The organism is Capsulimonas sp., assembly GCF_039929585.1.
Taxonomy (GTDB): domain Bacteria; phylum Armatimonadota; class Armatimonadia; order Armatimonadales; family Capsulimonadaceae; genus Capsulimonas.
In genome coordinates this window covers 1-11,077 of record NZ_JBDSQY010000094.1, presented here as the reverse complement: position 1 = coordinate 11,077, position 11,077 = coordinate 1, and the positions used below count along the sequence as shown (strand labels likewise).

General features: G+C 58.0%; 13 protein-coding genes. 6 read left to right on the top strand and 7 right to left on the bottom strand.

What is annotated here, in order from left to right; all coding sequences use genetic code 11:
• A partial coding sequence (locus tag ABIZ35_RS06840) for an Hsp20/alpha crystallin family protein (RefSeq protein WP_348219133.1) occupies window positions 1-295 on the bottom strand: 295 nt, incomplete at its 3' end.
• 229 nt (window positions 296-524) lie between these two features.
• Complete coding sequence (locus ABIZ35_RS06835) at window positions 525-1,232, bottom strand: ankyrin repeat domain-containing protein (protein WP_348219132.1); 708 nt, start codon at window positions 1,230-1,232, stop codon at window positions 525-527.
• Window positions 1,233-1,260: 28 nt separating this feature from the next.
• Between ABIZ35_RS06835 and ABIZ35_RS06830 the strand changes: the two genes are divergently transcribed.
• The 4 genes from ABIZ35_RS06830 (at window position 1,261) to ABIZ35_RS06815 (ending at window position 4,244) form a co-directional block, all read left to right on the top strand.
• A complete protein-coding gene (locus ABIZ35_RS06830; protein WP_348219131.1) occupies window positions 1,261-2,730 on the top strand; it encodes a tetratricopeptide repeat protein in 1,470 nt (489 codons plus the stop codon).
• Window positions 2,731-2,826: 96 nt separating this feature from the next.
• Entirely contained in the window at window positions 2,827-3,219 is a 393-nt protein-coding gene (locus tag ABIZ35_RS06825; RefSeq protein WP_348219130.1) for a hypothetical protein, read from the top strand.
• A 47-nt stretch (window positions 3,220-3,266) separates the two neighbouring features.
• Window positions 3,267-3,710: a DMT family transporter gene (locus ABIZ35_RS06820; RefSeq protein WP_348219129.1), complete on the top strand. Its 444-nt coding sequence runs from the start codon at window positions 3,267-3,269 to the stop codon at window positions 3,708-3,710.
• Between the two features lie 21 nt (window positions 3,711-3,731).
• Window positions 3,732-4,244, top strand: coding sequence for a DUF4085 family protein (locus ABIZ35_RS06815; protein ID WP_348219128.1), 513 nt, complete (start codon window positions 3,732-3,734; stop codon window positions 4,242-4,244).
• Between the two features lie 80 nt (window positions 4,245-4,324).
• Here the strand turns inward: ABIZ35_RS06815 and ABIZ35_RS06810 are convergent, their stop codons facing one another.
• Together ABIZ35_RS06810 and ABIZ35_RS06805 are read right to left on the bottom strand one after the other, a co-directional pair.
• Window positions 4,325-5,278 (bottom strand): hypothetical protein, encoded by a 954-nt coding sequence (locus tag ABIZ35_RS06810; protein WP_348219127.1) that lies wholly within the window; start codon window positions 5,276-5,278, stop codon window positions 4,325-4,327.
• A gap of 219 nt (window positions 5,279-5,497) precedes the next feature.
• Window positions 5,498-6,487, bottom strand: coding sequence for an aldo/keto reductase (locus ABIZ35_RS06805; RefSeq protein ID WP_348219126.1), 990 nt, complete (start codon window positions 6,485-6,487; stop codon window positions 5,498-5,500).
• Between the two features lie 133 nt (window positions 6,488-6,620).
• Between ABIZ35_RS06805 and ABIZ35_RS06800 the strand changes: the two genes are divergently transcribed.
• Together ABIZ35_RS06800 and ABIZ35_RS06795 are read left to right on the top strand one after the other, a co-directional pair.
• On the top strand, window positions 6,621-7,412 hold the full coding sequence (locus ABIZ35_RS06800) for a hypothetical protein (RefSeq protein WP_348219125.1): 792 nt from the start codon (window positions 6,621-6,623) through the stop codon (window positions 7,410-7,412).
• 23 nt (window positions 7,413-7,435) lie between these two features.
• Window positions 7,436-8,236, top strand: a complete 801-nt coding sequence (locus tag ABIZ35_RS06795; protein ID WP_348219124.1) for a hypothetical protein — start codon at window positions 7,436-7,438, stop codon at window positions 8,234-8,236.
• A gap of 17 nt (window positions 8,237-8,253) precedes the next feature.
• On the opposite strand, the gene ABIZ35_RS06790 is transcribed toward ABIZ35_RS06795, so the two are convergent.
• From ABIZ35_RS06790 to ABIZ35_RS06780, 3 genes are read right to left on the bottom strand one after another with little or no spacing between them, the layout of a single operon-like run.
• Window positions 8,254-9,249 carry an aldo/keto reductase gene (locus tag ABIZ35_RS06790; protein WP_348219123.1) on the bottom strand — a complete coding sequence of 332 codons (996 nt, stop codon included), beginning with the start codon at window positions 9,247-9,249 and terminating at the stop codon, window positions 8,254-8,256.
• 24 nt (window positions 9,250-9,273) lie between these two features.
• Window positions 9,274-10,011, bottom strand: coding sequence for an SDR family oxidoreductase (locus tag ABIZ35_RS06785; RefSeq protein ID WP_348219122.1), 738 nt, complete (start codon window positions 10,009-10,011; stop codon window positions 9,274-9,276).
• A 15-nt stretch (window positions 10,012-10,026) separates the two neighbouring features.
• Window positions 10,027-10,989 carry an oxidoreductase gene (locus ABIZ35_RS06780; protein WP_348219121.1) on the bottom strand — a complete coding sequence of 321 codons (963 nt, stop codon included), beginning with the start codon at window positions 10,987-10,989 and terminating at the stop codon, window positions 10,027-10,029.
• Window positions 10,990-11,077 lie beyond the last annotated feature (88 nt).

The window sequence follows — 11,077 nt, the reverse complement described above, 5'->3', positions numbered from 1 at the left end:
GGTGACAGCGCACTCGCCCCTCGCGGTCAAGATGCGTTTCGCCCCGCGCGCCGCTGATGGTCAGCACCCGGTCGTCCGGGGAAAGCGAAACCTGTAAGTCATCGGCCTTCGCCCCCGCCAGCTCCATCTTCACCAGCAGCGCCGTATCCGTCTCATGAATATCGACCGGCGGCTGCCAGAAGCGGCCTGCGCCGCCCATCGGGACGGCGAAAAAACCACGAAACGCTTCATCCGAAAGCTGCTGCATCTCACGCTCCATCTGGCGAATGATGTCGCGGTAATCTTTAAACGCCATCGTTTGTCCCTGCCTTTACCTTTATTAACGCCACGTTCGCCTCAGTTGTTCCGCAAACGGGGTGAAATCTCTGAACTTTGTTGAGTTTAGCACGCTCAATATACAAATGTCAATTCAGACCAGAGAGTTCCCTGACGTACTGGAAACGAAACGTAAGAGCAGCGGCGAAGCCACTGGTATTATTCCACGATGAGATGGGCCAAGGAGGAAAAGAGGATTTCGAATGGCGTTACGAGGAGTGGCGCCGGCGAAGGTAAGCGATCATCTCTTTATTCCCCGATCGCTTCGCTGCAATCAGCGGCGTGTCGCCGTATTTGTTGGGCGGAGTATTAAGGCGTGCGCCATGTTCGACGAGCATCTTGAGGCCCTGGAAATTCCCGAACGACGCCGCGATAGTGACTGCGTTATAGCGAGTGGAGTTGGTTTCGTCGATCCGCGCTCCATGATCCAGCAGCATTCGCTCAATGTCCGTGCATCCGGTCGCCGCCGCCCATTCCAGCGCTGTCCATCCATCGTGTGTGTCCCGCAGCTCCAAGTCCGCATTGTGGTCGAGAAGCAGCTTCACAATAGGAGTTCGATCGTTTTTCGTCGCAAACATCAATAGCGTCAACTGATCGTCGATTTCACCTTTGTTAGCGCTATCAAGACGCCATTGCCAGGAATGCATGAACCGGGTGTTGGGATCGGCGCCATTCTCAAGCAACTCCTTGGCGTCCGCGATATTGGACTCCTGAACCGCATGCGCCAAGTCGTCACCGGAACTTGTGACGCCGATGGCCAGAGGCAGCAGAACAATCAGTGCGGCGATTGCCCCGATAATCCAGTTGCGTGTGGTTTTCTGCGCTTTGTCCATATCGATATGATTCGGATACGCAAACACAGAGAAAAGCGTTTCGAAAGGAACCTGCCGAAAAGCCGTGGTATACTGGTTTATCACCTATTTCTCTCCATAGACGGAGTCGCCAATGTCGTCGCTGGTGCTATCCTTATCGCTGCTGATCTTTGTGCTCGGCGGTGAGTGGGTAGTTTTTACATTCTTGCCGCATCACGCCCAGCGCCTCGCGGCGAAGGGGGAGATTGACCGGGGGATCGCCCTCCTGGAGCGTTTGAGCCGGATGACGTTCTGGGTGCGCGGTAGTCTGTCCAAGCTGACGCGCTATCGTCTGGCGGGACTGTACGCGCAGGCGCAGCGGTATCGTGAGGCGGTGGAACTGTACCAATCGCTGCTCAAGGAGCGATTGACGCCGTCGCTGGAGGGCGATATTCATCTGCGCCTGGCCGACTGCTGGGAAGGATTGGGGTTGGCCGCCGACGCCCAGGCGGAGCGTTATCAGGCGCATGACCGCGCGGAGCGTGCTTCGGCCGATCCCGCCAGCCGCCGGACCGAAGGCATGCTGCTGGAGCGTGAGAACAAGTACGTGGAGGCGTGCGAAGCGTATGAGCAGGGGCTGGCCGCGACTTTGCCCGCCGACAAAGAAACGCGCGCGATCTTTCTCGGGCATCTCTGCGTGGCGTCGTTCAACGCCGGCCGGATGGATCAGGTCATCAAATGGGCGGACGAAGCGGCCGCGAGCCGCTGCCTCGGCAGCTGCGGACCGTCCATTCACGGCATGGCGGCGGTCGCCACCAGTAATATGGGCGACTTCGAGCAGGCGGAGCGCCATTCCCAGCAGCGCTACGAGATCGCCATTTCCAAACACAACAAGGACGACGCCGCCGAGGCGCTCGCCTTCCTCGCGAGTATTCACAAACGCCAGGGCAAGCTCACCGAAGCGATCGAAACGGCGGACCGGGCTATCGCGCTTAGCGCCAAGGCAAGCCGCACGGCGAATATCTCCAAGGCCGAGTGTCTGGAAACGATTGGCGACTTCGACGGCGCGCTTCTGGCGTTCGACGACTGCGCCGCCGCGCCCAATATTTGGGTGCCCGCCTTGCAGCAGCGCAATCAGGCGATTGTCGCGCTCGGACGCGCCCGCGCCTTACTCGGCGCCGGTCGTCCCGAGGAAGCCGATCCATATCTGCGCAGTGCGGAGCGGGAGTTTGCGTGCGACGCCAAGCTGAGCCTCTGGTGCCGCAGCATGCGCACCTGGCTGGATGCGACGACGGGAAACCGGGCGGCCGCAATGCAGGGGATCGATTACCTCGAAGCCCAAATCGAAAACTTCCCCCACGACCGCGGCACGGCGCTGTCGCTGGCCTCATCCGTCGCCCGCGCCGTCTATCTCCTAGGAGACTATGAGCGAAGCCGCCGCCTCTGGCAAAACTATCTGGAGATGTCCCCCGACCCCGTCGAGATCCCCAAAGGCTATTACTACCTCGGAGAGTCCCTCCTAGCCCTCGGCGAAGCCGACGGCGCCCACGCGGCGTTTCGGCAATCGGTCAATCAAAATATCGATACGCATCACGCGCGTTTGGCGCGTGAGCGCCTCGCATAATCGCTCTTTAAAATTATTAGATTTTCTTTAATATCCTAGCAAGCTTACTGTATAATATTTGTGTTCTTCATGCAAGCCTAAAGTAAGGGTCACTCCATGCGAATACAAATTTTCGTTGCCGTATTGCTTCGCTCTTTGAATATCGATCGTTTACTCTTCCATGCGCTTGCCGCGCACGCCGCGAATTGTGTGGAGCGCGAGCGCCTTTCGCTGGCGGTCTCCACGCTGGAATGGCTGGAGCGCTTCCTTTATTTGAGCCGAAGTACGTATCTGATTTTGACCCAGTACCGGCTGGCTAGTCTCTACGAAAAAGCGTTTCGAATGCAGGAAGCGACCATCCTCTACGAAGGGCTGCTGCGCCGCCGGATCTCCATGACGATGAGCGGAAATATCCGGGTCCGCCTGGAGGACATCCAGCAGGGGCGCTCTCGATTTGGCCCGCCTCGCTCCGGCCGAAGAACTCCGGCGTCCGAAGCTAAATTTCCCTGATGAACGCTAAGTTTAGCGGCGCGTTCATTAGGGAACCTTAGCACACTATGCGCAACTGGATCTTTGCCCTCGTCGCCCTCGCCGGAGCCGCGATTCCCTTTCAATCGGCCGTCAACACACGCCTTAAATTCGCCGTCGAGTCGCCGCTGATGAGCGCCCTCATTTCGTTCCTCACGGGCGCGGTGACGCTGCTGATCCTCGTGCTGTGCGGCGTCACCGGCCGTCCACGCCTCGCCGGACTCACCGAAGCGCCCTGGTGGGCTTACCTCGGCGGCCTCTGCGGCGCGCTCGTCGTGAGCGCCGCCGTCATCGCCCTGCCGCGCATCGGCGCCGGGAGCGTCGTGGTCATCTCCATCTTCGGCCAGCTCCTCTGCGCCATGCTCCTCGACCACTTCGGCCTCCTCGGCATCCCCCGTTTCCCACTCACCCCCACACGCTTCCTCGGCGTCGCCCTCGTCTTCATCGGCGTTATCCTGACGCAGCGGCGCTAATTCGTATAGGAAAAGTAATCATTGAAGTTCTTTACACGCGATCTGTACCAGTGGCTCCAGGATAGCCAGCCTGAATTTGAAGCGAGCGAAAACTTAACAGCGAGGGAAGCAGAGGCGGCATGGGAAGAAGCATGCGTCGCGAGCGGTCAAATGGCAGCGAGGGAAGCATGGGACGATGCATGCATCGCAAGCTGCGCTCATTTCGATTCCATTAAATCTCTTTTGAATGAAGACGCCAAAGTGCTTGCCCATACAACATTCCATGATGGTCGCGTCAAGCAGGTTGACTATGATGGGCAGACACTTCAAATTGCGATCGATACGCGACATGCAGTTTCTGAACTAATCGGCGATGTGACATTAACTTTTCACGAAGTCGTGAGTATCAGTGGTCTCAGCGAACTTCAAAACGCCGATTGGTACTATGAAGAAATAGACACACACGCAAAAGCCGCATTTGAGTACAGAGTGCTCTTCCACAAAGGCGAATTTTCGGTAGCCGCCAGTCGTGTGGAAATTCGGCACATTCCGTAGTCGGATGGTGGCTCGATTGAAACTGACAATTGAACCACTTGTCTGGCGCAATATCGACTTGAGTGTAGAAGTGCGCGATTTTAATTGCTGCTATTCCGTGCTAGCTGATTGCGTCGTTGATATATCAATCCTCGCGACTTCTCCGTAAACAGAACCTCCGAAGGACTTCGAATCTTCCTCACTGTGCGCGGCGCGTGGCCGAGGATTTTGCCCTTCGCCCCCAGTGCGTATCTTTCAATCTGTCCGCCGGCGGCGTCGACCCCGATTAGCGAGCGATCACTGGGCGTCAGCGCCAGCTTAGTCAGCATTCCATACTGCTGTTGTGTTGACAAATCTCTATAGTCCGTCAGAAATCCGTGTGGCTGAATGCCTCTGCGGTCCGTGAGCACGAGGCGGCCGGCCCTGTTGCGCTGGAAGTAGTCGAGGCACATTGTCGTCGGCACACTCTCGCGAATCACAGCGGGAGAGGAGAGTTCCAGACAGTAAGCAAACGCTCCCGTTTTGGAAATGACGAGATTCGAAAGCGCGCCTTCGGACCGCGTCACACTGCGCCCATCATCGCTGCCCGGCGCCATGGATCTCATCGACTTCGGCTCGGCTTGTAGCGATCCGTCGGGCCCGATGCGATAAGCATCCAGGCCATTCCAGACAGGAACATATGCGTACTTCCCCGTCGGATCGAGCGCAATATTGCCTGGAGGGATTTTATCGATCTGCGCCAGCGGATAATCCTGCGTTTCCACGCCCACCGCAGCAGGCGTTAGCGGAGCTGCTATACCGTTGGCCCCAATCGCATATTGATAGATCGCGCCCTCGTACCCTTTCGGCGCGCGTCGCTGCTGGGTGTCAATATCAGTCGTATAAACATAAAGTCGCCTGCCATTGGCGCTCAACACAGCATTGTGCGGCCCGCCTCCCCCCGCAGCGCTCTTCGCCGTAATCCGCCGCAGAGCGCCGTTCGGCAGCACGCGGTACGAATAGATCGAACCATTCGCTCCGATTACATAAGCGAACCGCCCATCGGGTCGAAACACAACGAGCCTGACCGTGCTCTCGCGGTTGGCGGCAAAAGAACGGCGTGCCGTCGCAGGTTTTGCCGCCACCAATGATAGGCAGACGCCTAGCAGCGTTGACGCACACAGGAGTGGAGAGAGAAGACGCGAAGTATACATAATCTTATTATAGACTACGTGTGTAGTTTATCCGGACGGCCAAGCAAATTCTTAGCTGACGAATTTATTCGTCAGCACGCCTTAGATATTCACCGCCGCCATTCCCGCTTCTTCGTATCGCGTTCCCACCGCGACGCCGAGCGGAGCGATTTCGTCAATGCGCTTGAGGTCCTCTGGCGTCAGCACGACATCCAGCGCCTTCAAATTCTCTTCGAGATAGGGGATACGCCGCGTGCCGGGGATCGGGACGATGTCCGTTCCCTGAGCCAGCACCCACGCCAGCGCGATCTGACCGGGCGTCACGCCCTTCTCTGTCGCCAGCGCCTCGATCTGTTCGACGATCACCAAGTTACGGTCGAAGTTCTCGCCTTGAAAACGCGGCGAGCGGCTGCTGCGGAAGTCGTCGGGGGCGAAGCTGCTCTTATCTTTGATCTTCCCCGTCAAAAAGCCGCGTCCGAGCGGGCTGTAGGGCACGAAGCCGATCCCCAGTTCTCGCACGGTTGGCAGGATGTCGGTCTCCACATCGCGTGTCCACAGCGAATATTCCGTCTGCAAGGCGGCGATAGGATGAACGGCGTTCGCGCGCCGGATCGTCTCCGCGCTCGCCTCCGAAAGCCCCAGATGCTTGACCTTGCCCGACTTCACCAATTCCGCCATGGCGCCGACGGTCTCCTCAATCGGTGTCTTTGGATCGACGCGGTGCTGATAGTACAGATCGATCGTCTCAACGCCGAGGCGCTTCAAGCTGGCGTCGCACGCCTGCCGCACATACTCCGGCGATCCGTCGATTCCAATGCGCGACCCATCGGGGTTACGCTTATTGCCGAACTTCGTCGCGATCACAATCTTGTCAAATTTACCCTGAAACACGCGCCCGATCAGCTCTTCGTTTTTTCCGACGCCATACATATCCGCCGTATCGAAAAACGTGACGCCCAAATCCAGCGCCCGATTCAGAGTCTCCGTAGACTGCGCATCGTCCGTCGCGCCATAAAACTCCGACATCCCCATGCATCCGAGACCTTCCGCCGAAACGACGAGTCCGCTTTTCCCTAGCTGTCGTGTTTGCATCGTGTGTTCTCCTGTGAAATCTTGGGCGCTCGCGCGCGAGGCTCCGGGTGTGTAACGAGATGGCGGGTGGGGATGGTTCCCCGCCGTGCTCCAATACTAATGTTATAGACCGCCTGAAGGTAAAATCAATCCTATGGCTATTCACGACCCTACGATTGACGCGCTCCTCAATTCGTTTTATCCATCGGGAACAGCTCTACTTGATTGGCTGAAGCCGCATATTGATGACTCAATTCTTCAGGAAATCTCGTATGCGGATTATGGTCGTCGGGTAAATGCGCATTACGGTATCCTTGTTGCGATACGTGATGAGCAGAAGATACCATCGCCGCTGGAATGGTGTCCACGGGAGACGCTGGAATTAATGCGCTGGTCGGAACCCGAGGATCCTGAGTGGGGGCCAGGATCAACGGGAGAACGTGGACATTGGATCCGGATTTTCTCCTGCGCCGTTTTGCTCAAAGCAGCCGATGATCCAGATTCAATGAAAATTCTCGATTCGGAGAATGACACGCTTATTCAGTTTGTCGCCAGCGCTCTTTGGCTGGGGCCGGAGGCGATTCATCACGCATTGCAGTTTTTAAGCTGGCGAATACTGCGAATGATGGATGATGATGAGTATCCCTTCTTTGCCATGGCGATTCTTTTGCTGCGCGCCGCTGAATTTGCACCGGGAAGTGACTCTGAAGAGTTGAGGCAGCTTGCGGATTGGATCGTTATAGAAGAAGAACTGGTGCGAGGCAAACTTAATTGGGGCTGTGCCTCTGTTGAGTGGCTGCTAGGGTTGATGAACTTCGATCAAAGACACAATCGATGGCGCGAAGTCACCTCTGCCGTGCTGCTGGACCCTGCAAAGAATATTCCCGAACCAGCGGCGTCTGCACTGCGTGAGATTGCGGAGCGGATTGCGCCGCGCTCGTCGTAGATAGATGAGGTTAGGGCACTCTCATGGCTGGCGAAAATCAAACAATCGATGTGCTGCTCCAGCGTTATTCTCATTCGGGAACGGCGCTCCTCGACTGGATTAGGCCACGCATAGATAACTCCATGCTCCAAGAGATTTCGCAAGCCGATTACGGATTCGATGCGCATAAGAAATTGGCGGCGCTTTTGCAGATCCGTGACGAACCGCAAATTCAACTGCCCATGGAGTTTGGGACACAAGAGGTACTGGAGCTCATACGCTGGTCTGGACCGGATGACAGAGATTGGAGAGAAGACGATTGGGAACACAATCATTTAAGGCGCGCATTTTGCTGCGCCGTTCTGCTCACAATTGCGGACAATCGGAAAGCGCGCGCCAATCTCACGCACGAAAACAGTTCGCTGATCACGCTGGTCGAGAGTTCGCTTCTGTTAGGGGCGGAAGCGATCCACAATACACTGGGGCTTCTGTGCTGGCGGATATTGCGTATGACGCCGGAAGATGAAGCCGCAGATGGGGAGTATCCATTCTTCGCTATGGCAATTCTGCTGGCTCGTGTCGCTATCTTCGAGCCAGAACAAGATCCATCTGAGTTGACATTGCTTTCGAATTGGGTTGTGGCCGAGGAAGCGCGCGCGCAGCTTGAGCGATGGCGGGTCGAGTCCGATGAGTGGCTGCTAGGATTGACGAACTTCGATTCCAGGCATGATCGATGGAGAAAAGTCGCCTTGGAGGTGCTCATCGATCCACCAATGCGCATTCCCGAGCCAGCGGCGTCTGCGCTGCTCGGGATTGCGGAGAAGTTTGTTCCAGTCAAAGGATGACCCGAAGCGTCTGCGGCTCAGCGATCGATCGTCTCCATGATGCGTTCGCTGTAGCGTGGTCCGGAGACTTTGCCGGGAGCCAGGGCGTCATCGAGGGCCTGCATTTGGGTGGCGTCCAGGGAGATGGTTGCGGCGGCTACGTTTTCTTCCAGATACGTTCGGCGCTTGGTTCCGGGGATCGGAACGATGTCTTCGCCTTTGTGCAGCAGCCAGGCGAGGGCGATCTGGCCGGGTTTTGCGTGGATGGCTTCGGCGATGTCGCGGACGGTTTGGGCGGCCTGGACATTCGCGTCGTAGTTTGGGCCCTGGTAGCGGGGATCGTTGCGCCGGTAGTCGCCTTCGGGATACTCTTCCGCGCGCTTGACCTCGCCGGTCAGGAAGCCTCGGCCCAGGGGAGAAAACGGCACGAGGCCGATGCCCAGCTCGCGCAGGGCGGGGATGACGTCTGCTTCGAGATTGCGCTCCCAAAGCGAGTATTCGCTTTGCACGGCGGAGACAGGGTGGACGGCGTGGGCGCGGGCGATGTTGGCGACGCCGGCTTCGGACAGGCCGAAGTATCTCACCTTGCCCTGCTGGACCAGATCGGCGACCACGCCGGCGACGTCTTCGATAGGGACGGCGGGGTCGATGCGGTGCTGGTAGAGCAGATCGATATGATCGGTTCCGAGGCGGCGCAGGGAGCCTTCCACCGCCGCGCGGATCTGTTCGGGGCGGCTGTCTCGCTGGGCGCCGACTTGCTTTCCGTTTTCGAGATGAAAGCCGAACTTCGTGGCGATCGTCACTTGATCGCGCCGGCCTGCAAGCGCCCGACCGAGCAGCTCCTCATTGGTGTAGGGGCCGTAGACTTCCGCCGTGTCGAGGAACGTGCAGCCGAGTTCGATGGCGCGATACAGTGTCGCGATCGATTCGCCCTCATCCGCCGGGCCGTAAGACTGGCTCATGCCCATGCAGCCAAGGCCGATGGCCGAGACTTCTAACCCCTGATTTCCTAATTTGCGTGTGCTCAGCGTCATGAATGTGTTCCTCCGATAATAGAGTTACCCTTGCGCGGTGGGACGGATAACAATCTCGCTCACATCGACATCAGCCGGCTGCTCGATGGCGAATGCGATCGCGCGGGCGATGGCGTCTGGAGAGATCGCGATCTCGTTGCTGGTTTTGGCGGTTTGGGCTTTGATCTCCGGGTTTGTCATGGAATCCGCGAGGTTCGTCCGAACGAAGCCGGGTGAAATCGCGGTCACGCGCAGATGAGGGCCGGCTTCCTGGCGCAGTCCTTCGGTGATGGCGCGCGCGGCGTTCTTCGTTCCAGCATAAACCGCCATGGTTGGTTTGATAATGATCCCCGCCGTCGAGAGAACGTTGACGAACTGCCCGAACCCTTGTTTGCGGAAGACTGGCAGCGCGGCGGCGATCCCGTAGAGAACGCCTTTGATGTTGACGTCGATCATCTCCTCCCAATCCTCGACACACAGATCATCGAGAAGGGAAATTGGTGCGACGCCGGCGTTGCTGACGAGAACGTCTAGCTTTCCATATCGCTCACACGCCAAATCGACGAGGCGGGACAAGTCGCCGCGCTGTTTGACGTCCATGGACAGCGTGGCGGCGTCACCGCCCGTTTCGATAATACGGGCGGCGAGCGCCTCCAGAGGTTCCGACCGTCGTGCGCCGAGGACGACCTTCGCGCCCCGTTCAGCGAGCAGAAGCGCCGTCGCCTCACCGATTCCGCTGCTTGCGCCCGTGATGGCGACAACTTTGCCTTCAATTTCCAACATAAATTTCTCCCTCTCCTACAAAGTGAACTGCTCGCTCAGAGTCCAGAGACGTTCCGCCGCTTCGGGATCGACTGCATAAGGCATCACGCCGAACGATTGCGGCGACTTATCGTCATACAATTCTGCGACCTCGCAGTTCTCGCAATAGACGCCGCCCATGCTATCAAGCTGCTCGCTCACGGCGCACCATACGCTGGTCGCCGCGCCCTGCTCGACGGTCTTCATCTGCCGCGCCGGGTCCAGGATCTGGTTTCCGTTTTCGTCGATCACTCCGAACGCTCGCAGTTCCTCGCGTGACACATGCTTTTGCAGACCGGTGCCGACGATGCTGCCGGGATGCAGGGAAAAGGCCCGCACGCCGTCTGCCTTGCCCCTCTTGTCCAGCTCCAGGGCAAAAAGAATATTGGCTGTTTTCGATTGGCCGTAAGCCGCCCATGCCTCGTACTCGCGGCGTTCGAAGTTGGGGTCTTCAAATATGACGGGAGAGCGGCGGTGTCCCCACGAAGATACTGAGACGACCCGGGCGTCATTCGCCTCGAGCAGAGTGGCCCACAATTGTCTCACAAGTTGGAAGTGCCCGAGATGATTGGTCGCGAACTGCGATTCATATCCCCGCGCATCGCGCGTCAGCGGACCGGCCATGATGCCGGCGCTGTTTACCAGGATATGCAGCGGCTGGCCGGATGCCAGAAACCTTTGGGCGAAGGCGTTAATGGATGCCGGATCGATCAGGTCCATCGCCTCAATCTGGACGCCTCCAATTCCCGCGAGTGCTGTTGCTGCTTTATTAAGATCACGCGCCGGGACGATCACCTGGGCGCCGGCGGAGCGCAGCGCCCGCGCCGTCTCCAGGCCGAGACCGGAGTAGCCGCCGGTGACGATTGCGGTCTTGCCGGACAGATCAATTCCCTGGATAACTTCAGCGGCCGTGGAAGCCGCTCCGAATTTTGAGCCGATCGGTTTTTGCAAATTGGTCATGGGGTTCGCCTCCTCAATTTCTGTACTCCCAGTGTACCCGTGGTGTTCTGAACGATGAATGCGTCAAAATCCGTATTACTTGCGCCAT

Bases quoted from the DNA above. Each gene is read 5' to 3' on its own strand.
- ABIZ35_RS06830 (WP_348219131.1), top strand. From the start codon at position 1,261: ATGTCGTCGCTGGTGCTATCCTTATCGCTGCTGATCTTTGTGCTCGGC.
- ABIZ35_RS06825 (WP_348219130.1), top strand. From the start codon at position 2,827: ATGCGAATACAAATTTTCGTTGCCGTATTGCTTCGCTCTTTGAATATC.
- ABIZ35_RS06820 (WP_348219129.1), top strand. From the start codon at position 3,267: ATGCGCAACTGGATCTTTGCCCTCGTCGCCCTCGCCGGAGCCGCGATT.
- ABIZ35_RS06805 (WP_348219126.1), bottom strand. From the start codon at position 6,487: ATGCAAACACGACAGCTAGGGAAAAGCGGACTCGTCGTTTCGGCGGAA.
- ABIZ35_RS06800 (WP_348219125.1), top strand. From the start codon at position 6,621: ATGGCTATTCACGACCCTACGATTGACGCGCTCCTCAATTCGTTTTAT.
- ABIZ35_RS06795 (WP_348219124.1), top strand. From the start codon at position 7,436: ATGGCTGGCGAAAATCAAACAATCGATGTGCTGCTCCAGCGTTATTCT.
- ABIZ35_RS06790 (WP_348219123.1), bottom strand. From the start codon at position 9,249: ATGACGCTGAGCACACGCAAATTAGGAAATCAGGGGTTAGAAGTCTCG.
- ABIZ35_RS06785 (WP_348219122.1), bottom strand. From the start codon at position 10,011: ATGTTGGAAATTGAAGGCAAAGTTGTCGCCATCACGGGCGCAAGCAGC.
- ABIZ35_RS06780 (WP_348219121.1), bottom strand. From the start codon at position 10,989: ATGACCAATTTGCAAAAACCGATCGGCTCAAAATTCGGAGCGGCTTCC.